This is a genomic window from Sphingomonas alba (assembly GCF_023516555.1).
Lineage (GTDB): Bacteria > Pseudomonadota > Alphaproteobacteria > Sphingomonadales > Sphingomonadaceae > Sphingomicrobium > Sphingomicrobium album.
The window spans coordinates 470,296-493,209 of record NZ_JAMGBD010000002.1; the positions used below are offsets into that span (position 1 = coordinate 470,296).

At 62.9% G+C, this 22,914-nt stretch carries 24 protein-coding genes and 1 tRNA gene; 19 read left to right on the top strand and 6 right to left on the bottom strand.

Annotation, left to right across the window (positions count from 1 at the left end):
• Positions 1-30 precede the first annotated feature (30 nt).
• Entirely contained in the window at positions 31-267 is a 237-nt protein-coding gene (locus LZ536_RS12110; RefSeq protein WP_249849032.1) for a hypothetical protein, read from the top strand.
• Between the two features lie 22 nt (positions 268-289).
• Here LZ536_RS12110 and pgl read toward each other — a convergent pair whose 3' ends face one another.
• The gene (gene pgl / locus LZ536_RS12115) at positions 290-991 is read right to left on the bottom strand and encodes a 6-phosphogluconolactonase (protein ID WP_249849033.1); all 702 of its coding nucleotides are present in this window, start codon (positions 989-991) and stop codon (positions 290-292) included.
• 59 nt (positions 992-1,050) lie between these two features.
• A complete protein-coding gene (locus LZ536_RS12120) occupies positions 1,051-1,788 on the bottom strand; it encodes an energy transducer TonB (RefSeq protein ID WP_249849034.1) in 738 nt (245 codons plus the stop codon).
• Between the two features lie 54 nt (positions 1,789-1,842).
• Here LZ536_RS12120 and LZ536_RS12125 point away from each other — a divergent pair, with 54 nt between their 5' ends.
• From LZ536_RS12125 to LZ536_RS12140, 4 genes are all read left to right on the top strand, one after another.
• Positions 1,843-3,018 (top strand): acetyl-CoA C-acetyltransferase, encoded by a 1,176-nt coding sequence (locus LZ536_RS12125; RefSeq protein WP_249849035.1) that lies wholly within the window; start codon positions 1,843-1,845, stop codon positions 3,016-3,018.
• Between the two features lie 141 nt (positions 3,019-3,159).
• Positions 3,160-4,713: a hypothetical protein gene (locus tag LZ536_RS12130; RefSeq protein WP_249849036.1), complete on the top strand. Its 1,554-nt coding sequence runs from the start codon at positions 3,160-3,162 to the stop codon at positions 4,711-4,713.
• Between the two features lie 79 nt (positions 4,714-4,792).
• A complete protein-coding gene (locus LZ536_RS12135) occupies positions 4,793-7,882 on the top strand; it encodes a TolB family protein (protein ID WP_249849037.1) in 3,090 nt (1,029 codons plus the stop codon).
• Positions 7,883-7,889: 7 nt separating this feature from the next.
• Positions 7,890-8,933: a PrsW family glutamic-type intramembrane protease gene (locus tag LZ536_RS12140; protein WP_249849038.1), complete on the top strand. Its 1,044-nt coding sequence runs from the start codon at positions 7,890-7,892 to the stop codon at positions 8,931-8,933.
• A gap of 10 nt (positions 8,934-8,943) precedes the next feature.
• Here the strand turns inward: LZ536_RS12140 and hspQ are convergent, their stop codons facing one another.
• On the bottom strand, positions 8,944-9,312 hold the full coding sequence (hspQ, locus tag LZ536_RS12145; RefSeq protein WP_249849039.1) for a heat shock protein HspQ: 369 nt from the start codon (positions 9,310-9,312) through the stop codon (positions 8,944-8,946).
• A gap of 105 nt (positions 9,313-9,417) precedes the next feature.
• On the opposite strand from hspQ, the gene LZ536_RS12150 reads away from it, so the two are divergent.
• The 6 genes from LZ536_RS12150 to LZ536_RS12175 all read left to right on the top strand — a co-directional run bounded on the left by LZ536_RS12150 (position 9,418) and on the right by LZ536_RS12175 (position 14,239).
• Positions 9,418-9,507: transfer RNA gene (locus LZ536_RS12150), tRNA-Ser, on the top strand.
• 196 nt (positions 9,508-9,703) lie between these two features.
• Positions 9,704-10,444 (top strand): DUF1223 domain-containing protein, encoded by a 741-nt coding sequence (locus LZ536_RS12155; RefSeq protein ID WP_249849040.1) that lies wholly within the window; start codon positions 9,704-9,706, stop codon positions 10,442-10,444.
• A gap of 726 nt (positions 10,445-11,170) precedes the next feature.
• On the top strand, positions 11,171-11,698 hold the full coding sequence (gene rplU / locus LZ536_RS12160; RefSeq protein ID WP_249849041.1) for a 50S ribosomal protein L21: 528 nt from the start codon (positions 11,171-11,173) through the stop codon (positions 11,696-11,698).
• A 3-nt stretch (positions 11,699-11,701) separates the two neighbouring features.
• Positions 11,702-11,974 (top strand): 50S ribosomal protein L27, encoded by a 273-nt coding sequence (gene rpmA, locus LZ536_RS12165; RefSeq protein WP_249849042.1) that lies wholly within the window; start codon positions 11,702-11,704, stop codon positions 11,972-11,974.
• Between the two features lie 179 nt (positions 11,975-12,153).
• Positions 12,154-12,699 carry a GNAT family N-acetyltransferase gene (locus LZ536_RS12170; protein ID WP_249849043.1) on the top strand — a complete coding sequence of 182 codons (546 nt, stop codon included), beginning with the start codon at positions 12,154-12,156 and terminating at the stop codon, positions 12,697-12,699.
• Between the two features lie 202 nt (positions 12,700-12,901).
• Entirely contained in the window at positions 12,902-14,239 is a 1,338-nt protein-coding gene (locus LZ536_RS12175) for a M61 family metallopeptidase (protein WP_249849044.1), read from the top strand.
• 9 nt (positions 14,240-14,248) lie between these two features.
• Here LZ536_RS12175 and LZ536_RS12180 read toward each other — a convergent pair whose 3' ends face one another.
• Positions 14,249-15,139 (bottom strand): metal-dependent hydrolase, encoded by an 891-nt coding sequence (locus LZ536_RS12180; protein WP_249849045.1) that lies wholly within the window; start codon positions 15,137-15,139, stop codon positions 14,249-14,251.
• Between the two features lie 62 nt (positions 15,140-15,201).
• Here LZ536_RS12180 and LZ536_RS12185 point away from each other — a divergent pair, with 62 nt between their 5' ends.
• Entirely contained in the window at positions 15,202-15,795 is a 594-nt protein-coding gene (locus LZ536_RS12185; protein WP_249849046.1) for a TetR/AcrR family transcriptional regulator, read from the top strand.
• Positions 15,792-16,130: a VOC family protein gene (locus LZ536_RS12190; RefSeq protein WP_249849047.1), complete on the top strand. Its 339-nt coding sequence runs from the start codon at positions 15,792-15,794 to the stop codon at positions 16,128-16,130. Before LZ536_RS12185 ends, LZ536_RS12190 begins: the two co-directional genes overlap by 4 nt.
• Positions 16,131-16,163: 33 nt before the next feature.
• Here LZ536_RS12190 and LZ536_RS12195 read toward each other — a convergent pair whose 3' ends face one another.
• Entirely contained in the window at positions 16,164-17,204 is a 1,041-nt protein-coding gene (locus LZ536_RS12195) for a LysR family transcriptional regulator (RefSeq protein ID WP_249849048.1), read from the bottom strand.
• Between the two features lie 52 nt (positions 17,205-17,256).
• On the opposite strand from LZ536_RS12195, the gene LZ536_RS12200 reads away from it, so the two are divergent.
• The 4 genes from LZ536_RS12200 to LZ536_RS12215 are packed head-to-tail and all read left to right on the top strand — an operon-like array spanning position 17,257 to position 20,776.
• A complete protein-coding gene (locus LZ536_RS12200; protein WP_249849049.1) occupies positions 17,257-17,847 on the top strand; it encodes a peroxiredoxin-like family protein in 591 nt (196 codons plus the stop codon).
• Positions 17,848-17,887: 40 nt separating this feature from the next.
• A complete protein-coding gene (locus LZ536_RS12205; protein WP_249849050.1) occupies positions 17,888-18,778 on the top strand; it encodes a DMT family transporter in 891 nt (296 codons plus the stop codon).
• A 55-nt stretch (positions 18,779-18,833) separates the two neighbouring features.
• Positions 18,834-19,874: a GTPase ObgE gene (obgE, locus tag LZ536_RS12210; RefSeq protein ID WP_249849051.1), complete on the top strand. Its 1,041-nt coding sequence runs from the start codon at positions 18,834-18,836 to the stop codon at positions 19,872-19,874.
• The gene (locus LZ536_RS12215; protein ID WP_249849052.1) at positions 19,859-20,776 is read left to right on the top strand and encodes an NAD-dependent epimerase/dehydratase family protein; all 918 of its coding nucleotides are present in this window, start codon (positions 19,859-19,861) and stop codon (positions 20,774-20,776) included. Before obgE ends, LZ536_RS12215 begins: the two co-directional genes overlap by 16 nt.
• Here the strand turns inward: LZ536_RS12215 and LZ536_RS12220 are convergent.
• A complete protein-coding gene (locus tag LZ536_RS12220) occupies positions 20,733-21,356 on the bottom strand; it encodes a Pycsar system effector family protein (RefSeq protein WP_249849053.1) in 624 nt (207 codons plus the stop codon). The genes LZ536_RS12215 and LZ536_RS12220 overlap by 44 nt on opposite strands.
• An 87-nt stretch (positions 21,357-21,443) precedes the next feature.
• Here LZ536_RS12220 and LZ536_RS12225 point away from each other — a divergent pair, with 87 nt between their 5' ends.
• Together LZ536_RS12225 and spt are read left to right on the top strand one after the other, a co-directional pair.
• Positions 21,444-21,686: an acyl carrier protein gene (locus LZ536_RS12225; RefSeq protein WP_249849054.1), complete on the top strand. Its 243-nt coding sequence runs from the start codon at positions 21,444-21,446 to the stop codon at positions 21,684-21,686.
• The gene (gene spt, locus LZ536_RS12230) at positions 21,686-22,888 is read left to right on the top strand and encodes a serine palmitoyltransferase (RefSeq protein ID WP_249849055.1); all 1,203 of its coding nucleotides are present in this window, start codon (positions 21,686-21,688) and stop codon (positions 22,886-22,888) included. The genes LZ536_RS12225 and spt overlap by 1 nt, the downstream gene beginning before the upstream one ends.
• Positions 22,889-22,914 lie beyond the last annotated feature (26 nt).

A 22,914-nucleotide genomic window follows, 5' to 3' on the forward strand; every position in this document is an offset into this window, starting at 1 on the left:
GCCAGACTCGAATTCGCTTTGGAGGAAATCGTGACCGAATCGAGGAAGAACGATGAGGCTGACAAAAGGTCGGTGGCGTGGTTGCGTTGGGAATTGACGTTCTGGCCAGTTTTGTTGACCGCGTGGCTCGCTGAGCGCTGGTTCGGGTTCACTGCCGTGATGATCGTGCTCGCCGTCGTGGCTGTCGGCGCACTGGGTTACCAGCGGCTAGTGAACCGCCGATCATGGCAGTCAATTCTCCGAGGTGATCGCGCCTCCAAGCAGTAGTGGTTCTGGCCCGTCGCCCTGCCTACGGGGCCCAATGAATGTCGATCGGCTGCTCGGCCTCGGCGAGGACGCGGCCGATGGGGAGCTTGCTGGACTGGCCGTCCTCGATAGCACCCTCAAGCAAGGCCTTTTTGTCGTCGCCGGTCACAGTGATCAGGACCGTCCGCGCCGACAGGATCGCCGACCGAGTGAGCGAGACGCGCGCTACCGGCGCATCATCGGGCAGCGGGTCGGGCATGACGCCGACCGCGTGCCTGCCCTTGGGCGCGTTGAGCGCTTCTTCCAGGTCCGGCCCCGCGAAGATGGACGCCGTGTGGCCGTCGCCGCCGACGCCCAGCCAGGCGAGGTCCAGCGGGAACTTGAGCTCGGACAGCTTGGCGTTCGCGGAATTGCCGGCGAGCTTGTAGTCGCTGATGTCGCTGGTGATCGGGAAGACCCGGGCGCCGGCAGGCAGGAAGGCCTGGGCGATGGCGCGAATATTGGCCCGCTCGTCCGTCAGCGGCACCAGCCGGTCGTCGGTCGGGATGATCGTCACCTTCTTCCAGTTGAGCTTGGCTGAGGCGAGCTTCTTGTAGATCGGCAGCGGCGTTGTGCCGCCGGGAACGGCGATCAGGGCCTCGCCACGGGCATCGAGCGCACTTTCGATGATGAACCCGATGTCGCCGGCGACGGCATCCGCCATTTCGTCGGCATCGTCATATTCCCACCATTCGGCTTCGATCATGGAAAAGCGCTCCTGTTGCGGCGGTGCGCTTGCCCCAGGCTCGCGGAAATTGCCAGCGCTCAGGAGCCGACCGGTTCCTGGGCATAGCCGGACCAGTCGATCACGGCACGGCCATTGGCGTCGGTCGCCGGCCGGTAACGCAGTTTCGACATGGCAAGGCTACAGGTCCACTGATCGACGGCCCGATTACCGCTGGAACGCATGACTTCGCAGCCGAAGGGCCTGCCGGCGACATCCACATGGAAACGGATGAACACTGGTGCGCCACGGGGCCACTGGTTTAGGACTTCGCGGGGATAGTCGCGGCCTCCCAGTTTGGGCGTCAGCAGCGAGGGGCGAACGACGGCCCCGGAGCCACCGCCCCCCCTGCCGTTCCCCGAACCGCCCGCACCCGTGCCGTTCCCAATTCCTCCGGCGCCCGTTCCCGGGCCAGCCACCGGCGCTGCGCCCTGGGTCGGGTCGGCGCCGGTATTCGGCTTTTCGGCGACCGGCATCGGCGGCGGCACCGGCAGCTGGATGCGCGGCTTGGGCGCGACGACGGGCGTCGCAGTGCTCTTGATGTTTTCCGGCGAGGACGCGCCTTCCTTGTCCTTCGGCTTTTCCTTCACCGCGACCTCGACGACCGGCGGAGGCGGCGGTTCGACATCGACATCGATCAACTGGGGAATGACCTCGTCGCGAATGACCTGCATCGTGCCCGAGAGGTTGAGGAAGGCGTAGGCCAAAGCGGCGTGGATCAGCACCACCATCGTGATGGAGCCGGCCTTGTCGCCTTTGTTGAGGTCAGAACGATACATATCAGCAACAAACGCCCGGTTGAGCGGCAGGGTTTCCCACGTCTAAGGTGACCCATGGCTGAAGCTTATATCGTCGAGGCGCTGCGGACGGCAGGCGGCAAGCGTGGCGGGGCGCTGAAGGACTGGCACCCTGCCGACATGGGCGCCGCGGTGCTGGATGCACTGGTCGAGAAAAGCGGGATCGATCCGGCGCTCGTCGAGGACGTCATCGTCGGCTGCGTATCCCAGGTTGGCGAGCAGAGCTTCCACATCGGCCGCAACATGGTCATGGCCTCCCGCCTGCCCGACAGCGTGCCGGCGGTCAGCATCGACCGGCAATGCGGGTCTTCGCAGCAATCCCTGCATTTTGCTGCCCAAGCGGTGATGAGCGGGACGCAGGAAGTCGTCATCGCCGCCGGCGTCGAGAGCATGACGCGTGTGCCGATGGGGACGCCGGTTTTCCTGCCGCTCCAGGCGGGCATTGGCACCGGCCCGTGGCCTCAGTCGATCAAGGACCGTTACGGCGTCTCCGAGTTCAGCCAGTTCACCGGCGCCGAGACGATCGCGAAGAACTATGGCTTCACGCGCGAGCAGCTCGACGAATATGCTCTCGGCAGTCATCGCAAGGCGGCGGAGGCCACGGAGGCCGGGGCGTTCGACAGCGAAATCGTCCCGCTCGCGATCCTCGACGCCGAGGGCAACGAGACCTTCCATGCACGGGACGAGGGCATCCGCTTCGACGCATCGTTGGAGGGACTTGGCAGCCTGAAAACGCTGAAGCCCGACGGCGTCATCACCGCCGGCAACGCCAGCCAGATTTGCGACGGGGCGAGCGGGCTGCTGGTCGTCAGCGAGAGGGCGTTGAAGGACCACGGCCTGAAGCCTCTCGCCCGTATCGACAATCTGACCGTCACCGCCGGCGACCCGGTAATCATGCTGATGGAGCCGATCCCGGCAACACGGCGCGCACTCGAACGGTCCGGCCGCAGCATCGGCGACATCGACCTCTACGAAGTGAACGAAGCCTTTGCGCCCGTTCCCATGGCTTGGCTCAGGGAAATCGGCGGCGATCCGGAGCGGCTCAACGTCAACGGCGGCGCCATCGCGCTTGGCCATCCTTTAGGGGCTAGCGGAGCCAAGCTGATGGCGACATTGGTCCATGCGTTGCATGCGCGCGGCAAGCGATTCGGGCTTCAGACGATGTGCGAAGGCGGCGGCATCGCCAATGTCACCATCATCGAGGCACTCTGAGTGGGCCGCATCTGACCGATTTGTTTCAGCGTAAACCGCGAAAATCCGCCATTTGTCCCAGCCTGAAACTTCCGGCGTCATTGACTCCGATTAATATTTGGTAAACAATCGACCCCTTGGACTGCACTAGGGGGTATCATCATGACTGCCGCCGTTTCCCAAAATCGTAAGTACCTTATGTCGGGTGCGTTGATCGCCGTCGTCGCCGTGAGCGCCTACGGCCTGGGCCGCGTATATCCACCGCTGGGACCGGCCGAGGGCACCATTGCTCCGGCTGAACGCTATGTCTCCAGCCAGGTTCAATCAGGCGACGTCACCTTGGGTGACCAGTCGGTTCCGCAGTTGATGCAGACCGACGCCTTTGAACTGATGACCAAGGATCCTCAATTCGCCGCCATGGTGAGGGACCCGAATTTCGCCGTCATGGCGAAGGACCCGGCTCTGCTGGCTTCGCTCTCCGCGAACGCCCGTGAGCTTGCGGCCGTCGCCAAGGATCCGAACATGTTCGCCCAAATGGCGAAGCAGGCTCAAGCCGTGTCGGCCGCGGGCCGTGAGGCCAATCTGCAATCGGCGCAGCTGTTTACTGCCATGGCGCGTCAGGCTCCGGCCTTCCAGGTTCTGGCGAAATATCCGGAAGCTCTGGTCGCGCTGTCGCATGACGCCAACATGGCCGCGCAATATGGCAAGAACCCGCAGGCGTTTGCCGACGCAGTGAACAAGAACCCGGCCTATGCCAACCTCGCGGCGAATGCCCGCGACGTGGCGGCCATCACGGCCAACGGCCAGGTGTTCCAGGCGATCGCCCAGAACTCCGCGGCTCTCGGCCAACTGGCGCAGAACCATGCCGCTCTGCAGGCAGCGTCGGCTCAGGCTGCTTCCTTCGCTGCCAATATGAAGGGTGCGCAGGGTCTCGATGCCAACTTCGCGGCCGCCTTCGGCAAGAATGCCCAAGCCTATAGCCAATTGGCGCTTCAGCCGCAGCTGATGGGCGTCATGGCGCGTTATCCGCAGGTCTTCGCATCGCTGGCTAACCACCCGCAGGCGCTTGCCAATATGGCGGCGAATGCGCGTGCCTATGCCCAGTTCTCGAAGGACCCGCAGGCCTTTGCCAATGCGGTGAAGAACCCGCAGGGCATTGCCTCGATGGCTCGGGACGCCAGTGCTTTCGCGCAGCTTGCCGCTGACTCGAAGGCGATGGCGAGCCTCCAGGCCAATGCGCAGGTGTTCAACGCGATTGCCCAGAACCATGCGGCGTTCAACGCTTTGGCGACCAACTCGCAACTGCTGTCGGCGGCGACCAATGCCGCTGCGGTGCAGGCGATGGCTCAGAACGCAGCTGCGTTCCAGAGCGCCGCTCGTGATGCGCAGGGGCTTGCCTCGGCTGCGAGGGACGCCCAGGCGTTCGTGTCGCAGGCGACCGCGGCGAACATGGCGGCTCAGGGACACCTGAATCCGCAGCTCATGGCGTCGATGGCTGCAAACTCGCAGGCCTTCGCGGCGATGACGCAGAATCCGAATGCCTTCGCTCAGTTCGCGAAGAACGCCAATCTGCTGGCGAGCTTCTCGGCCAATGCGAGGGCGTTCGAGGCATTTGGCCGCAATCCGAACTTCCAGGCGCTGGCGCTCAATCCGGCGTTCGCGGCTGGCTTGCAAAGCGGAGCGATCCAGGCGTCGTTCAACGCCCAAGCTCGCTAGGAGTAGTTAGCGGCCGCTTGGCCGAGTGGGGGGCTAACATTTGGCCAAGTGGCGTACTTATCGTGCGTGTAGGGGAAGCGTGGCCGCACTGCTCGTCAGTGCGGCCACTGCTGCATTAGCGCAACCGGCGGACCAGCCGCCTCCGCAACCGCCGACGACCACGGTCACCGAGCCGATCGCCGAGCCGGACAAGAAGCCGACGGAGGAGACGCAGCCGCAGCCCGAAGCACCGCAAGCGCCCCAGCCCGAGCCGGCTCCCGCGCCGCAAGGGCCCGAGCATGTGCCGCCCAGCCCCGGCGGCCTGAACCTGTCGACGCTCGAGACCAAGAATTTCTCGCTGCTCTATTTCGACCCGGTCCAGACCTATTTGACGCCATACATCGGCCGCTCGGTCGAAAATGCGCTGGCCTGGCACCGCAAGACCTTCGAATGGCAACCTTGGGACCGCGTCACGGTCCTGCTCAAGGATTTCGGCGACTACGGCAACGCCGCCGCCCGCTCCTCGCCGAACAACGCCGTCCTCTTCGACGTCGCGCCCTTGTCGCAGAGCATGGAGACGTTCACGCCTGGCGAACGCTTCTTCACGCTGACCAACCACGAGCTCGCCCACGTCGCGACCATGGACGTGTGGAACAAGCGCGACGCCTTCTGGCGGCACTTCTTCGGCGGCAAGCCGATGCCGATCCAGGAGCATCCGGAATCCATCCTCTACAACTTCCTGACGACGCCGCGGAACGTCGTCCCCCGTTGGTGGCTCGAAGGCAGCGCCGTCTTTTTCGAAACCTGGATGGCGGGCGGCCTCGGCCGCGGCCAGGGCGCCTATGACGAGATGGTCTGGCGCGCCAAGGTCCGCGACGGCGACAAAATCTATTCGCCGCTGGGCCTCGAATCCGAAGGCACCGCCGTCGACTTCCAGGTCGGCGTCAACGATTACCTCTACGGCACGCGTTTCTATTCCTATCTCGCGCTGACGTACGGGCCGGACAAGGTGCTGCAATGGCTGCGCCGGCCGGACGGCAGCGCCGGCTATTATTCGGCGGCCTTCAAGCAGGTCTTCGGCAAGAAGCTGGACGCCGCTTGGGACGACTGGATTGCGTCCGAGAAGCAGTTCCAGCAGGAGCAACTGGCCAAGCTTTCGGCCTACCCCCTGACGGAGGTCCAGCACCTGAGCCCGCGCGGCCTCGGATCCATTTCCCGCGGCTTCGTTGATAACAAGACAAACAGCCTGATCGCCGCCTTCCGCTACCCGGGCAAGATCGGCTTCGTCGGCCGCATGGACCTCGCCACCGGCGAGCTTCACCCCCTGCAGGAAATCAAGGGGATGATGCTCTACAAGGTGACGAGCCTCGCCTTCGACGAGGATACGCGGAAGGTCTATTACACCGAGGACAATTACGCCTTCCGCGACCTCATCGAGGTCGATGTCGACACCGGCAAGAAAAAGATGCTGCTGCGCGACGCGCGCATCGGCGACTTCGCATTCAACAAGGTCGACAAGTCACTCTGGGGCATCCGTCACCAGAACGGCTTCGCGACCATCGTCCGGCTGCCCGCCCCTTACACGGCGTTCAACCAGATCCACACGTTCGATTACGGCCAGATCCCGTTCGACCTCGACATCTCGCCCGACGGACGGTTGATGGCGGTCAGCTTCGGCGAGATCAACGGCGACCAATCCGTCCGCGTCTGGTCGATGGATTCCATGTATCCGGGAACGGAGCCCCAGGAAGTTGCACGCCTGTCGCTGCCGCCATCGACACCGGAAAGCTTCACCTTCACGCCCGACAGCAAGAGCCTTTACGGCACCTCCTATTACACGGGCGTCTCGAACGTCTTCCACTTCGACATCGCCAGCCAGAAGTATGAAGTCGTCAGCAACGCCTCGACCGGCTTCTTCCGGCCGCAGCTCCAGCCGGACGGCAAGCTGCTGGTCTATGAATACACAGGCGAGGGGCTGACGCCGTCGCTGATCACGCCGAAGCCGACGGAGGACCTCGGCACCGTCGAATTCCTCGGCACCAAGGTGATCAAAACCCATCCGGAGCTCAAGACCTGGGGCGTCGGCTCACCGGCGAAAATCCCGCTCGACGAGCTGGTCACCGAGCGCGGGCATTACGATGCGACGCGGCGCATGAAGCTCGCGTCCATGTATCCCATCGTCGAGGGCTATAAGAAGCAGGTCTCCCCCGGTTATCTCCTCCATTTCGAAGACCCGATGCAGTTTCATCAGTTCGATGCGAGCGTCAGCTACACGCCGTTCGGAGAGATGGAGAGCAAGGAGCGGCTGCACGTCGCGCTCAAGTACAAGACGCTCAACTGGAAGGTGCAATACCTCCACAATTACGCCGACTTCTACGACCTGTTCGGGCCGGTCGAGCGCAGCCGCAAGGGCGATGTCGTCTCGCTGGGCTGGAACAAGACCACGATCTACGATCCGCCCAGGACGCTGGACGTCTTCTTCAATGCCGCGGCCTTCTTCGGGCTGGAGCAGTTGCCCTTCTCGCAGAATGTCGCTTCGCCGAAGAACATCGGCTCGGTCGAGGCAGGCCTGAAATACAGCAACACCCGCAAGTCGCTGGGCGGCGTCGACCATGAAAAGGGCATCGCCTGGCGGACGACCGTCGGTTTTGACACCGATTATCACGACGAGTTCACGCACCTCACCGCTGAGCTCGACTATGGCGTGCCGCTGCCATGGTCGAACTCGTCACTCTGGGGTTATGCGTCGGCCGGCATCATGACCGGCAAGAAGGATAGCCCGCTCGGCAGCTTCTACTTCGGCTCGTTCCGCAACAACTATGTCGATAACCGGCCGGAGAAGCGCTACCGCGAACTGGAGGCTTTCCCGGGCTTCGAGATCGACCAGATCGATGCGCGCCGGTTCGGCAAGCTGATCGGCGAGGTCAATTTGCCTCCCATCCGGTTCGCCGAGGTCGGCACCCCCAGCATCTATTTAAGCTACCTGCGGCCCGCGTTGTTCGCCGGTGCAATGTTGACTCATAACGCGGAAGGCGAGAGCCATGATTATGAGACGGTCGGCGGCCAGCTGGACCTGGCCTTCACCGTCGCACTGCGTCTGCCGATGGTATTTTCGGTCGGTGCCGCCCACGGTTTCGTCGACGGCCATTCCGAGAAGACCGAGTTCCTTGCCTCGCTAAAGATTATGTGAGCCGCGGATGAACCTCTTCCAATTCGTCGATTGGTCGGTCGCCCTTCTTCCGGTCCTCGTCATGCTGATCCTGTTTGTCTGGCTCGACGTCTTCAAGCTGATGACGGTCTGGGAGACTTTGGGCCTGCTCGGGCTCGGCATGCTGACGGCCGTGGTGACCTATCCGATCAGCGGTACATTTCTCGATGCCTTGCCGCTGGGCTTTTCGAACTACAGCCGCTTTGTCGCCCCCTGGATCGAAGAGTTAGTGAAGGGCCTCGCCATCGTCGGCCTCTTCTGGTTCAACCGCATCGGCTACAAGCTCGATGCGGTCATCTCCGGGTTCGCCATTGGCGCCGGCTTCTCCGTCGTCGAGAACATCATCTACCTGATGCGCTTCCCGGAGCTGTCGGCCAATGTCTGGATGGTGCGCGGCCTTGGAACGGCCGTGATGCACGGCACGACCTGCGCGGTCCTCGCCGCTACCGCCCATGAGTTTGCCGAACGCGAGACGCGAGCAGCCGTCGCCGACTTCGATTTCAGCCTGCTCTGGTTCGTGCCCGGTTATCTGATCGCGGTCGCCATCCACACCGCCTTCAACCAGTTCCCGGAGCGCCCGCTGATCGCAATGGTCGGCATCCTTGCCGTCGCGCCGTTCGTCATGATGGCGATCTTCCGCTTTGGTGCCGTGGAGGCCCAGCAATGGTTGAACGAGGAGCGGGAAGAAACTCGCGCCGCTCTGGCAGCCTGGGAAGCGGGCAAATATCCCGACGATGAAAGCGGCAAGAAGATCGCAGCCCTCATCAAGCGTTCGGACGCGCAGACGGGCGCAAGGATGCGCGAATATTGCCAGCTGCTGACTTGGATCCTGCTGCAGGCCGAGGACACGTTGCACGACCAGGCCGACGACACCGAGAAGCTGCACGTCGAAGGACGCCAGGCATTCATCCGTCTCGACAAGCTGCGTAGCGAACTCGGGCGGACGAACGTCGCCACCCTAAAGGCGCTGCTGCCCTTCAGCCGCAACGATTATTGGGAAATCTCCGAGCTCAAGGAGCGGATCGGCGGTTAGCCCGCCAGGCCTAGTGCCTGTGCTCGCGCCTTAACCGGTAGCGGCCCTCCGCAAAGCGGTCGAACAGGCCGTCGATCGCCGGATGGTCGATCTCCTCGGCATCCTCGTCATGCACCAGATTCTGTTGGCTGACATAGGCGACGTAACTCGACTCCGAATTCTCGGCGAGCAAGTGGTAGAAAGGCTGGTCCTTGGCCGGCCGGATTTCCTCGGGAATCGACTCGTACCATTCCTCGCTATTGGCGAATTCCGGGTCGACGTCGAAGATGACGCCGCGGAAATCGAACAGGCGATGCCGCACCACGTCGCCGATGCCGAAGCGGGCGGCCGGGATGGGTTTACCCTCTTGAGAAATCTTGTCGGATAGCTGGCGGTTCATGTGGCTTAATGTAGAGACGCGACCGGGCTAGGCAAGGTTCCAATGCACTGCTAGAGGCGCGCGTCCGACCGGCAACGGCTTGAGCGCCGGCAGCACCCGACATGCGGAGAGGTGGCTGAGTGGTCGAAAGCACCGCACTCGAAATGCGGCGTGCGGGCAACCGTACCGTGGGTTCGAATCCCACCCTCTCCGCCATCGCCGATGCCTCGCGAAGTGGGGCGGCGGCGATGGCCGAGCGGGTGGATGGGAGAAGCCCACTTGGGTTCGGGCCGAAGGCGAACGAGCGAAGCGAGGACAATCCCACCCTTTCCGCCACCTGCGCCATCGAGAATCGTAACCCATGGTGCCGTTCGCGCGAAGTCGGGTAACATTGAACCTGATGGAGCGGCCGGTGATCCTTAAGCTGACTGCAGGCGTCGCGGCAATTGCCGCATTCTTGGCCGCTGTCCTTGCCTCCCAGACCGCCAGGCCTGAAGCCGCTCGGCCGGCCCGGGTGGACGTTGCGGCGAGCCCAGAACGGCCCGTCTTCGTCGAGCTGTACCAGAGCCAGGGCTGTTCGAGCTGCCCGCCGGCCAACGCCAATCTCAATGCCATCGCCGATCGGCCGAATGTCGTCGCCTTGTCCTTTGCGGTCACTTACTGGGATGCGCTCGGTTGGAAGGACACCTTCGCCTCGCCCCAGTTCACTGAGCGGCAATGGGATTATGCGCGACATTACCAGCTGGGGAACGTCGCGACGCCCCAGGTCTGGATCAACGGACGGAAGACCATTGTCGGCAGCAACCGGGCGCAGCTTGGCGCAGCCATAGCCGAGGCCGCAACCGGCGGGCCGCCGCTGACGCTTGGTACGAATGAGGCGCGAGTGGGCGCGGGCCGCAGCCCGGCAGGCGGCGCGGACCTCTGGGTCGCCTTCTTCGATCCACGGACCATCCAGGTGCCGATCAGGGCGGGGGAGAATGACGGCCGCACCTTGCCTCACAAGAACATCGTCAGGTCCCTGGTGCGGCTTGGCCACTGGGACGGCGCGGCCAAGACCTATGCCTTGCCTCAGCGCAATCGCGGGCTGGCGACGGCGGTTTTCCTGCAGGCCGGAAAAGGCGGCCCGGTGATCGCCGCAGCCAAAGGCGCCTGAAATTATTGCACCGTCACTTTAATTCTTTTTTGGCGGCATTCGGATACAGGCGCTATTACCTTGGTGAAAATAAAAAATGGCTTAGGATGTTAGCCATGCAGTCCGGCAAAATAAACAGAATCCAAGGGAGTGATATTGGTATTTTGTGGAATATCGGCTGTATTAGGATTTGCATCGAAGGTTGAATTGTCTGCTAGTCCTGTATTTTCCTCATTCATCCAGCCAAGTTATTTTATAGATAACATGGACTCCGCCAGCACTGCGGCATATACTTATTGGATAAGCCAGATATTTTTCGGTGTAGGATTGGTGTGCGCTACGTTGCTGGAACTAAAGAAGAGGAAAGGCTGAGATTTGATCGCTCTCAATTACGGGCAATCACGGTCACAGTGCACTTAATTCCCGACTGCTCCGCTTCGCGCCGGATTGTTGGATACACATAGGGTTCCGCCCGGCAGCCTCCGCCGCATGTGCACTTCCCATAATGTCGGCGACTGGCCCTTCCCGAACATCGACCTTCGCGCCAATGGTGACGATATTGTCACCCACCGTTTCGGCTGGGTTTTGGTCACTCATCCCAAGACTTTTGCGACTTTAGTGACGTTAAGGACGTGCCCATCGCCATTGACACCCGCGGCACCTCCTTATAGGCGGCACGCTTTCCGCGCGGGGGCATGGCTTTCGCCGAGCAAGCCGTGCGGTCACAGATTTTTTGGAAAGAGGCCAATGTTCGCAATCGTGCGCACGGGCGGCAAGCAATATCGCGTCGCCCCTGGAGACAAGATCGTCGTCGAGAAGCTGGCAGGCAGCGCTGGTGACAGCATCGACCTGACCGACATCCTGCTGGCCGGCGAAGGTTCGGACCTCAAGTCCACGAACGGCCTGATCGTCGCCGCCGAGATCGTTGCCCAGGCGAAGGGCGAGAAGGTCACGGTGTTCAAGAAGCGCCGCCGTCACAACTACCGCCGCAAGGCCGGCCACCGCCAACAGCACACGATCCTGAAGATCGTGTCGATCGGCGGCAAGGGCGAGAAGAAGGCCCCCAAGGCCGAAGCAGCGCCGAAGGCCGAAACTGCTGCACCTGCGAAGGCTGAAAAGCCCGCCGCGGAGAAGAAGGCTGCCGCTCCCAAGGCGGAAAAGGCCGCAGCCCCGGCCAAGGCCGAGAAGCCCAAGGCGTCGACAAAGGATGCTGCACCTGCTAAGGCCGCGGCCAAGAAAGCTGCTCCGGCGGCCAAGACAGCTAAGAAGAAGTAAGCAATGGCACATAAGAAAGCAGGCGGCTCTTCGCGTAACGGCCGCGATTCGGAATCGAAGCGCCTCGGCGTGAAGAAGTTCGGCGGCGAGAGCGTCCTGGCCGGCAACATCATCGTGCGCCAGCGCGGAACGAAGTGGTACCCGGGCGACAACGTCGGCCTGGGCAAAGACCATACCCTTTTTGCTCTTTGTGATGGCCGCGTCGCGTTTCGCGACGGCAAGCTCGGACGCAAGTACGTCCATATTGAGATGCCGGCGCAAGCGACAAGCAAATAGGGACCGGTCGATAAAGGGCCGCTCCCGGAAGGGGCAGCCCAGGATCACCGCTCAAACGGAATCCAAAAAGGGAGAAGAGGGCAGCCCCCTCCTCTCCCTTCTTTGTTTTTGAAGGGCCCAAATCTTCTCCCGAAACTGTCAAAACCGGTCCGTAGGGGCCGGCGGCGAGGAGAAGACGAATGTTCGCGCGGACCGAACGACTGCTGTTGAGACCCGGCTGGGCCGAGGACGCCCCGGCGCTGGCGCAGGCGATTGCCGACGAGATGATCGTCCGCAACCTTGCAGTCGCCCCGTGGCCTTACTCGCTCCGCGACGCCGAAGCCTTTCTCGCAGCGCCGCGCGACCCGGTCCTGCCCTCCATGCTCATCTTCGAGCGGACGGATGGCGAGCCGGCGCTGGTCGGCTCGTGCGGGCTTGGGCGCCGCGCGTCGGGCCGGATCGAGCTCGGCTACTGGATCGCCCGGCCGTTCTGGGGCCGCGGCTTCGCGACCGAGGCCGGTGAAGCGCTGGTCGCCATTGCGCGGGCGCTTGGGCTCGAACGTCTCGAAGCCTCGCACTTCCTCGACAATCCGGCGTCAGGCCGGGTGCTCGAAAAGCTCGGCTTCCAATCGACCGGGATGATTGCGCCGCGGCTCAGCTGCGCGCGCAATATGGAAATTCCGGCGCGTTACTTCCGGCTGGAGCTGGCCGCCATCGAGGACGAGGACGAGCCGCTGGCGGCTTAACGATACGGCGGGGTCGTTCGTGGCAATCGACTGGCCATTCGCGCGCGCATTCGGATCAAGTGCGCAAATGGGGGACCAGAAAATGGATTGGCAACGCCGGACCGTCGTGTTGGGATTTCCTGCGGCGGCGGGCCTGGCTTTGGCGGGGCCATCACTCGCGGTTCCTCGCAATGCACGGCGCGCTGACTATCGGGTTACGCTTTTGAGCATTAAACCGCTGCGCTTTTCGATCGTCGCCCGGGTGCCGATCGATGGCGACCGGCTCGAGATGGCCAACTCCTATCCGGCGGAGCTGCCGGCCATGGCAGGCAAAGGTTGGCCGGCGCTGATCCACGACCTCCGCGTCACCAATCTGGCAGGTCTCGATCTGAAGCCCGCCTTGCTTGGATCCGCCGGCTGGAAGCTTTCGAGGCCGGTCAAGGCGATCGCGACGCTCCGCTATCTCGTCGACTTCGCGCCATTCGAGAAAGCGGGATGGTCAAGTCCGCTTGAATCCGCCGTGACCGATGACGAGCATGTCGTCGCCAGTTGCCGGGCCTTGTTCATCACAACGCCAGCGATGGAGGAGGCAGACGTACAACTCCGGTCGCCGGCCGGCTGGCTAGCCGTCGCACCATGGCCGGCCCTTAATCCCGGACGGCATTCGTTCCGCGCCGCGACCACGGCGGACCTTACGGAAAACATGGCCGCCTTCACATCCCGGCCAGTGGACAGCGTAACCGCGTCTGGGTTCACGTTGGCCATCACGGCCATGGGTCATTGGGCACCGCTGCACAGCCTCCTCCAAGAGACGATGCACCGGATCGTCAGCCTGGAGGCCGGCATGATGGGAAGCAGCGGCGGAGGGACCTACAGCGTCATCCTGGTACCTACGGTCGACACGGGCGGCGAAGCCTATCGGCAGAGCTTTGCCTATGCCTTTGCTGAGCCGACTGCCGAAAATCGCGGCGTCTGGGCGAACACGCTGGCGCACGAGCTCTTTCATTACTGGAATGGCTCGCGGCTACAGGGGGAAGATTATGCGTCGAGCCAGTGGTTTCAGGAAGGCTTCACCGAATATGTCGCCAATCTTACGACTTTGGTCGGAAAGATCATCGGGCCTGAAGAGTTTGTCGCCAAACTCAAATCGCACATTGCCAATTATGCGCGGTTGACGACGACACTGGAAAATATCGGGACACACAAAGGCCCCCCGCTTTACAGCGCGGGCGCGCTGGTCGCCTTCAGCTTCGATGCCATGATCCGGCATGCGACTGGCGGACGCCAGACGATAGGCGCCTTTTTTCGAACCCTGTGGCGCCAGACACGCGAAGGCGAGCGCAAATATGGCTGGCCGGATATCGAGGGGGCGTTGCGCGCGACGGCGCCGGGCGATTGGGCCGGATATTACGAACGGCACATTCGCGGCAGCGATAAACTTCCGCTCGCGGAGTCTCTTGCCTTGGCAGGACTAAAGCTTCGTGATGGAACCGTCGAAATCGACCAGTCGGCGCGACCGGATGCCCGCGCCGTGTGGAACAGCATGAATGCCCGATTGTAACGAAACGCGTTAAGCAGCCTTCGCGCCGCGCACCTTCTTCACCGGCTCCTGGCCATAGTCTCCGCTAAGGTCGAAGCCGGCGATGAGGTGCCGGTCGTCCACATTCCACGGGTGGAAGCCGGGCAGGAAGTATTTCAGCCAAGCGCTGAAGATTCGGCGCATCATCCCGGGCTTGATCCACATGTACCAGAGCAGGCGGGCGACGGCTTTCGGGCCGGTGATGCCGTCCTGCCGGAGCAACTCGAGCGAGCCGAGTGTCCGGTCGACGATGAAGTTGCGGGTGACGAACAGCATCACCTTCGCCTTCACCTTCCAGCGCTTGAAGCGCGGCCAGTCGCGGGTCGCCCAGAGCCAGGTGTCGTAAGCGACGCCCTTGTGCTCGATCTCCTCGGCGGCATGCCATTTCCAAAGGGCTGCGGCTTCCGGATCGGCTTTGCCGAGATGATGGCGGTCTTTGAGGAGCTCGTGCGCAAGGATGGCAGTGAAATGCTCAAGCGCCATGGTCGCGCCCAGTGCCACCACCGGCGGGCGCTGACGGGAAAAGCTTAGGCGCCAGTGCACTCGCTCCTCGAGCGGCGTCAGGTCATAGCCCGCCTTGGCGGCAGCCTTGTTGAAGGCTGCATGCTCGCGGCTGTGGATTGCTTCCTGGGTCGTGAAGGCCTTGATTTCCGCCGCCAGCTTGGGCGGCGTGCCGTCCTTGAAGCGTCGGACGCTCTCGACAAAATAGGCCTCCCCTTCAGGAAAGGTGGCGGAGAGAGCGTTGTAGAGGGCAGTGGCGACGGGGTCTCCACCGTTCCACCAATGCGCCGGCGTGCGCTCGCGGGCGAATTTGCGGTCGCGCGGGGTGATCGTCAGGTCTTGCGGCGTTACCGAACGGGCCGTCACGCTTGCAGCAGTCACAGGCTTCCTCCAATCAGGTGAAGGAGAGATGCTATTTACTTACAACAATGTCAATAAGCCTGATGTCGACTCGTCGTCGGCTTAGCCCCGATCAGAGCCGGGCTGCCGCAATTGCGGCAGCGCGCGACCTGTTGCTGGAAGCCGGACCGCAGGCCGTAACACTGAAAGCCGTCGCCGACCGCATTGGCCGGACCCATGCCAATGTCCTTCACCATTTCGGCTCCGCCGCCGGACTGCAGGCCGAGCTGGCGCGGTCGATCGGCGAGTCCGTGACGGCGGGCATTGGGGAGGCGGTCATCCGCGCCCGCCACGGCGAAGCCGATCCGCGCGAGGTCGTCGATAAGACGTTCGACGCTTTCGGTCGCGAGGGCGCCGGTGCGCTCGCCGCCTGGCTGATCCTGATGGGCGACAAGAACGCGCTGCAACCGGTGCTCGATGCGATCCACAATTTGGTCGACGAGCTTGGTCAGGGCGATTCCTACCGCCCCGTCCACGAGACGACATTGTGGCTGGTGATCGCGGCACTGGGCGACTCGCTGCTTGGCGGTCTGATGGCGGATGCGTTGGGCCTGCCCCGCGACACCGCACGCAAGGTCGCTCGTCATCACCTCATCGAATCGACCCGGCCGGGCGAGGACAAGGGAGAAGGCCAATGATCAGCGGCGCCCATGTGATGATCTTCACCAAGGACGAGGAAGCCGACCGTGCATTCCTGCGCGACGTCTTGGAGATTCCGTGCATCGACGGGGGCGGTGGCTGGCTGATCTTCAAGCTGCCGCCGACCGAAATGGGCGTCCACGGCGGCGAAAGTAACGACGTCCACCATTTGTATTTCATGACCGATGGGCTCGATACCACGATCGCCAAGCTTGCCGAAAAAGGCGTGGAGTGCAGCGAGCCATTCACCGCCAGCTGGGGCCGGGCGACATCGGTTCCGCTTCCCGGCGGCGGCAAGGTCGGCCTCTATGAGCCGCGTCACGCTCGCCCCTGAGGGTCTTCGGGTTCAGTGGCAAGTCACCGTCATCTAGGCCGAGTTCCAAGCCAATTTGAGGTGGCGAGCTAAATGATCCACGAACGCTCTGGCTGCCGGTTTTGCAGCCCGCCCCGGCGCGTAAACCGCATGAAGCTCGAGCAGGTCGGTCTCCCAGTCAGGCAGGATCCTGACGAGCGTCCCCTTTTCCAGCTCTGACCGGCAACCCCACAGTACAGTTGAGACGATGCCCAGCCCCGCAACAGCCGCCGCGACCGCGCCTTCGTTCGACGTGACAGAAAGGTGGCCACCAAGTTGGCCGGGAAGCCTCCCTTTCTTCGGGCTCAGCGGCCAGGTGCCGGCAAGTGCCCCGGTCGGACCCAGTATGACGCAATGCTCCGACAGATCCGCAGGCACCACAGGTTGACCTTCGGTTCGAATATAGTCCGGTGATGCAAGAAGCAGGCGCGGCGACGCGTCGAGGAGGCGGGCGGTGGCCGTAGAATCCCTGAGTCCGCCGAAGCGCAGTGCGACGTCCAAACGCTCAACGACGAGGTCCTGGTAACGATCGTCGACCGCAAGTTCGACCTTCAGTCCGGGATGCCTCCTCAAGAAGGGAGGCAGGCTGGGAATGACTTCACGGATAACGAAGCTGGAGGACACGCCGACGCGCAAGGTTCCTCGCAATTCGCCGGCTCCCCGCGCCGCCTGATCGGCTTCCTCGAGCGCATCCAGGAGCGGATCGATCCGCGCCAGATAATCCTCTCCGGCTTCAGTCAGGACCAAGGCACGCGTCGTGCGCGTGATCAGCCCTGTGCCGACCTGCCGCTCCAGATCTGCCACGATACGCGACGCCGAAGGCTGCGAAATCGCCAATTCGCGCGCCGCGCGGGAAAAACTGCCGAGGCGAGCGACCGTTGAGAAGACCTTCAGGGCGAGAAAACGATCCATGTTATATTTGAATATATCATAGTTGAAACCAAGGGATACCGCGAGCAAACAAAATAAATATCTTGTGCAGCAAGCGCCGCTCAGCGCCTCATCACAGGAGAGCAATATGCTGCTGCAAGACAGGCTGGATGCATTCAAAGCCAATTTCGAAGCCGGAGGACCCCCGTATCATGCGCCCGCCGCCGTTCATGAGCCCATGCGCCGAGCAACGGCCGAGCTGGTGGCCTCCGGGATCGCCTCGAACGCGCTGGGGGTCGGCGACCTGGCACCGTTGTTCGAACTGCCCAACGCCGAAGGCAGATCAATTTCCTCGGCCGAACTTCTCGCAAAGGGCCCGCTCGTCCTGACTTTCTATCGCGGCTTCTGGTGCCCCTACTGCAACCTGGACCTTGAATCGCTGCAGGAAGCCCTGCCTGGCATCGAACAGCGCGGAGCGACACTCGTTGCGCTGTCCCCGCAGACGGCTGCCAACAGCCGCCGGGCAATCCGCGAAAAGGGGCTGACCTTCGATATTTTGTCCGACAGCGGCAATGAAGTCGCGGCTTCGTTCGGCTTGCGCTTCAGGATGCCTGATTATTTGATCGAGTTGTACCGCGACGGCTTCAACAACGACCTTACTATTACGAACGGTGAACCTAGCTGGACCCTGCCGATGCCGGCCCGCTTCGTCATCGATACGACCGGCGTGATCGCTTATTCCGAAGTGAACCCCGATTACACCAAGCGGCCCGACCCAAGCGAGATGCTGCCGATTCTGGATCAGCTCAAGCAGTCAGCCGCGGCTTGAGCCAATATGCACCGGCCGGACTGATGGACGAACGCCTCCAATGAACGCGGGGCTGGCTGCAAAGGACCGCCTGTTCCTGGCCGCCCTGATCCTCGTCTGGGCGGCCAGCTGGCCGATCATGAAGGTCGGGGTGGCTGCGGTTCCCCCGATCTGGTTCGCACTCCTCCGCTACGCCATCGGCGCGACCCTGCTTTTCGTGGTTGTCGCCAGTCGTGGAAAGGTCGAGGCTCCGGTGCGGCACGACTGGCCCCTGGTGCTCGTCTCGGGAGCGCTGCAAATGGCGTGCTACTCGGCCTTCACGGGCCTCGCACTGACCTTGCTACCGCCCGGCAGGGCCGCTGTCCTCGCTTACTCGACCCCGCTCTGGGTGCTCCCACTGGGGGCCTGGCGGCTCAAGGAGCGGGTCTCAAGTGAGCAGTGTGTGGGCGTCGCCCTTGGCGTCTTGGGAATCGCGATCATCGCCTGGCCGTCACTGCAGGCCCATTCGGGGGAGCAACTGATTGCCTACGGCCTCTTGCTGGCCGCCGCAGGCTTTTGGGCCATTTCCATCGTCCATGTCCGCGGCCATAAGTTTGTCGGGACGGCTCTGGCTCTGGCGCCCTGGCAAATGCTTGTTGCTGCCGCTCTCCTCTTGCCCGTGGCAATCGCGACCGAAGGGCCTTTGCTCCGGCTCAACGCGACGGGCCTTATTGCCCTCGCCTATGTCGGTCCGATCGCGACTGCATTCGCTTATTGGGCGATCGTCGATCTTGGCAGTCGATTGTCGGCAACCACGCTTTCCATGGCATTGCTTGCGACGCCTAGCCTCGGAATCATGATCTCCGCCGCCGCCCTCGGAGAGATCATCGACCGGCCCCTCGTCGCCGGCGCAGCCGCAATCGCGGCAGGAATTGGGCTCACGATCCGACGGAGCGCCAAACGGAAGCCATGATGGACCACGACAGCCAGAGGTTCCCCTTCTCGCCAGCATCGCCTAATCCCCCACCATGCATTTTCTGGACCAGGCCAAGATCTTCATTCGCTCCGGCGCGGGCGGGCCTGGCGCTGTCAGCTTCCGCCGCGAAAAGTTCATCGAATATGGCGGGCCGGACGGCGGCAACGGCGGCAAGGGCGGCGATATCGTCTTCGAGGCGGTCCACGGCCTGAATACGCTCATCGACTTTCGCTATACGCAGCATTTCCGGGCCCCTCGCGGGAAAGGTGGCTCGGGGTCGAACCGCACCGGTGCGGGCGGCGAAGACCTGGTGATCAAGGTGCCGGTGGGGACGCAGGTTCTCGCCGACGATGAGGATCGCACGCTCCTGGCGGACTTCACTGAAGAGGGACAGCGGGTCGTCTTCCTCAAAGGCGGCGACGGCGGACGCGGCAATGCCAGCTACAAGACGTCGACCAACCGCGCTCCCCGCCAGCACGGCACCGGCTGGCCGAGCGAGGAGATGTGGATCTGGCTTCGGCTGAAGCTATTGGCCGATGTCGGCCTGGTCGGCCTCCCCAACGCCGGCAAGTCGACCTTCATCAACGCCGTCACCAATGCGCAGGCCAAGGTCGGCGCCTACGCATTCACGACGCTGCGGCCGCAGCTCGGCGTTGTCAGTCACAAGGGCCGCGAGTTCGTCGTCGCCGACATCCCCGGCCTGATCGAGGGCGCGGCCGAAGGAGCGGGCGTCGGCGATCGCTTCCTTGGCCATATCGAGCGCTGCCAGGTGCTGTTGCACCTCGTCGACGCCAACGACGAAGATGTCGCAACCAGTTACCGCATCGTCCGCGATGAGCTCGAAGCCTATGGCGAAGGCCTGGTCGACAAGCCGACGATCCTCGCCCTCAACAAGGTCGACATGCTCGACGAGGAATTAATCGCCGCCCTCTCCGCCGAGTTGGCTGAAGCCAGCGGGGCCAAGGTCTACCCATTGAGTGCGGCAGGCAAGATCGGACTCGAGCCGGTGCTCGATGCTTTGGTCGCGCAGCTGCACCACCAGCTGGTCGAAGACGAAGGTCCCGCCGAGCCGATCGAATGGTCACCGCTTTGACGATCGCGTTGACGGGCGGGACGGGTTTCGTCGGCGGTCGTGTCCTCGACTTGCTGGAGAAACAGGGGGCATCGGTCCGGGCGCTGACACGCCGCCCGCTTGACCCTCGGCCGAATGTCGAGTGGGTCGATGGCGCGCTCGACCAACCGGAGTCCTTGTACCGCCTGGTCGAACGCGCGGATGCCGTCATCCATGTCGCCGGCGCCATCAACGCGCCGACCCAGCAGGCATTTGACGCCGCGAACCTGCATGGCACGGAAGCGATGATTGCGGCAGCCAAGTCCGCCGGTGTCCAGCGCTTCATCCATGTCTCCTCCCTCGCCGCCCGCGAACCGCAATTGTCGCAATACGGCGCGTCGAAGGCGAAATCGGAAGCCGTCGTCGAGGCTTCGGGGCTGGGCTGGTCGATCGTCCGGCCGCCGGCCGTCTACGGGCCGGGCGACAAGGAGACGTTTGATCTCTTCAAAATGGCCCGGCGTGGCCAGATCTTCATGCCGCCAAAGGGGCGGGTGTCGCTGATCCATGTCGACGACCTGGCACGCCTGCTGGTTGCACTGGCGGCTACTAACGCTCCAACGGGCACGATCATGGAGCCCGACGACGGCCGGGCAGGCGGTTGGTCCCACATCGAATTCGGGAATGCGCTGGGAGAAGCTGTCGGCGTGCCCTCCCGCACGATCTCGACGCCAAGGATCCTGATGAAATTAGGATCGAAGATCGATGGCCTGATCCGCCGCGACAAGGCCAAGCTGACGGCCGACCGGGTTGCTTACTTCTGCCATCCCGATTGGGTCGCCAATCCTGCCCTCGCCGCCCCGGCAGAGCTCTGGCGGCCGGAAATCGATACTCGAAAGGGCCTTAAGGCAACGGCTGAATGGTATTCAGAACAGCGGTGGCATTAAGCTCCATGACGAGCTTCAGCACCAATGCGCCGAAGGTGATGACGAGGCCGACCAGGAACAAGGTGTAGCTCCAGTAGAGCCAGCGGTATTTGTCCGCCCTCAGGATGCAGCCGTGGTCGTAAACGTCCCGCGCAAGGCGCTTATAGACCTCTTCTTCCGAGGTCAGGACCTTCATCATCTGCTCAACATATTCTTCACGTGAGATGTTAGCATAGCTGCCGAAGAACATGATGTTGACGTTGTTCGGGTCGAGCTTGAACTTGCGCAACCGATTGGGCCGGACGGTCAGGACGCCGAGCACCGTCGCCGCGAACGAGAAGAGGGTGAGGACGAGGAGCGGGAAGCTTGCCTTGCCGGTGGCGACATCGCCAATCGACAGTGAGAACACGACGAAGCTGGCGCCCATCAGGATGCTTGCCTTGTTGTCCGCCATTTCCGACAGGTTCCAATTCCCTTCGTAAGCGGCGATGACGAGGTTGTGGACCTCCTTCGGGAATTCATAGTCGGGGTTGCCAAGTCCAAGCATCCGACGCTCGTCGGTCGTCAGTGGCGTCGCCGTCGGTGTCGGTTCCTTGGCCATTCGACCCCCTTTCAATCACGCCCACTCGGCGCCGCTTTTGCGCCCCATTCGATTGCGAAAGCCACCCGTGCTGACTAGGACACCGCAATGACTGACCGCGATCAAGTGCTGGCCAAGGTAAAGGCCCTCATCGAACCGTTCAACAAGAAGGGTGCGGAGGTCACCGAGGCGACCCGTTTCGCCCAGGATCTCGAATGGGACAGCCTGACTGTCCTCGACTTCGTCGCCAACATCGAGGACGAGTTCGACATCGTCATCACCATGAACCAGCAGGCCGAGATCGAGAATGTCGGCCAGTTGGTGGACGCGGTCGGACAATTGCAGGGCTGATGAGCGACCTTTTCTCCAAATTTGACCCGCTGATCCAGCAGCGCGAGACGCTGTTGTCGACGGGCATCACCGACCCGTTCAACCTTGTGATGGAGAGCGTGGAATCGCCGACGGTCGCCATTTGCAACGGCCGCCGTACCATCCTGCTCGGTACCTACAATTACATGGGCATGACCTTCGACCCCGACGTCGTGCAGGCGGGCAAGGACGCGCTGGACCAGTTCGGATCGGGCACCACCGGCAGCCGCGTGCTCAATGGCACGTACCAGGGCCACAAGGAGTGCGAGGCGGCACTGCGCGAATTCTACGCCATGGACCATGCCATGGTCTTTTCGACCGGCTACCAGGCGAATCTCGGTATTATTTCGACCGTGGCCGGGAAGGATGACTACATCATCCTCGACATCGACAGCCATGCGTCGATCTATGACGGCTGCGCACTCGGCAATGCCCAGATCGTGCCTTTCCGCCACAATGACATCGAGGCGCTGGAGAAGCGCCTGAAGCGCCTGCCTGCCGAAGCCGGCAAGCTGGTCGTCCTCGAAGGCGTCTATTCCATGCTCGGCGACGTCGCTCCACTCGACAAGATGGTGAAGGTGGCAAAAGACCACGGCGCGATGGTGCTGGTCGACGAGGCCCATTCCATGGGCTTCATCGGCGAGAACGGCCGCGGCGTCGCCGAAGCACAGGGCGTCATCGACCAGGTCGACTTCATCATCGGCACTTTCTCCAAGTCCGTCGGTACCGTCGGCGGCTTCTGCGTGTCGAACCATCCCAAGTTCGAAATCCTGCGGCTGGTCTGCCGGCCTTACGTCTTTACCGCCTCATTGCCGCCCTCTGTCGTCGCGACGGCGGCCACCTCCATCCGCAAGCTGATGCATGGATCGAACAAGCGGGCCCACCTCTGGGAAAATTCCAAGCGGCTGCACGGCGGCCTCAAGAAACTGGGCTTCACGCTCGGCACCGACGAGCCCCAGTCGGCGATTATCGCGGTCATCATGCCCGACCTCGAAAAGGGCGCGGCCATGTGGGAGGCGCTGCTTCACGAGGGCCTTTACGTGAACCTGGCCCGGCCCCCGGCGACTCCGGCGAACATGACGTTGCTACGTTGCTCCCTCTGCGCGGAACATTCGGCCGAGCAGGTGGAGGAAATCCTTGGCATGTTCGAGGCGGCAGGCCGTTCCACCGGCTGCATCGGTTGAGTCCGACGGCACTTTCGCCCGGCCTA

Bases quoted from the DNA above. Each gene is read 5' to 3' on its own strand.
- pgl (WP_249849033.1), bottom strand. From the start codon at position 991: ATGATCGAAGCCGAATGGTGGGAATATGACGATGCCGACGAAATGGCG.
- LZ536_RS12120 (WP_249849034.1), bottom strand. From the start codon at position 1,788: ATGTATCGTTCTGACCTCAACAAAGGCGACAAGGCCGGCTCCATCACG.
- LZ536_RS12125 (WP_249849035.1), top strand. From the start codon at position 1,843: ATGGCTGAAGCTTATATCGTCGAGGCGCTGCGGACGGCAGGCGGCAAG.
- LZ536_RS12130 (WP_249849036.1), top strand. From the start codon at position 3,160: ATGACTGCCGCCGTTTCCCAAAATCGTAAGTACCTTATGTCGGGTGCG.
- LZ536_RS12140 (WP_249849038.1), top strand. From the start codon at position 7,890: ATGAACCTCTTCCAATTCGTCGATTGGTCGGTCGCCCTTCTTCCGGTC.
- hspQ (WP_249849039.1), bottom strand. From the start codon at position 9,312: ATGAACCGCCAGCTATCCGACAAGATTTCTCAAGAGGGTAAACCCATC.
- rplU (WP_249849041.1), top strand. From the start codon at position 11,171: ATGTTCGCAATCGTGCGCACGGGCGGCAAGCAATATCGCGTCGCCCCT.
- rpmA (WP_249849042.1), top strand. From the start codon at position 11,702: ATGGCACATAAGAAAGCAGGCGGCTCTTCGCGTAACGGCCGCGATTCG.
- LZ536_RS12170 (WP_249849043.1), top strand. From the start codon at position 12,154: ATGTTCGCGCGGACCGAACGACTGCTGTTGAGACCCGGCTGGGCCGAG.
- LZ536_RS12185 (WP_249849046.1), top strand. From the start codon at position 15,202: ATGTCGACTCGTCGTCGGCTTAGCCCCGATCAGAGCCGGGCTGCCGCA.
- LZ536_RS12190 (WP_249849047.1), top strand. From the start codon at position 15,792: ATGATCAGCGGCGCCCATGTGATGATCTTCACCAAGGACGAGGAAGCC.
- LZ536_RS12200 (WP_249849049.1), top strand. From the start codon at position 17,257: ATGCGCCGAGCAACGGCCGAGCTGGTGGCCTCCGGGATCGCCTCGAAC.
- LZ536_RS12205 (WP_249849050.1), top strand. From the start codon at position 17,888: ATGAACGCGGGGCTGGCTGCAAAGGACCGCCTGTTCCTGGCCGCCCTG.
- obgE (WP_249849051.1), top strand. From the start codon at position 18,834: ATGCATTTTCTGGACCAGGCCAAGATCTTCATTCGCTCCGGCGCGGGC.
- LZ536_RS12215 (WP_249849052.1), top strand. From the start codon at position 19,859: ATGGTCACCGCTTTGACGATCGCGTTGACGGGCGGGACGGGTTTCGTC.
- LZ536_RS12220 (WP_249849053.1), bottom strand. From the start codon at position 21,356: ATGGCCAAGGAACCGACACCGACGGCGACGCCACTGACGACCGACGAG.
- LZ536_RS12225 (WP_249849054.1), top strand. From the start codon at position 21,444: ATGACTGACCGCGATCAAGTGCTGGCCAAGGTAAAGGCCCTCATCGAA.
- spt (WP_249849055.1), top strand. From the start codon at position 21,686: ATGAGCGACCTTTTCTCCAAATTTGACCCGCTGATCCAGCAGCGCGAG.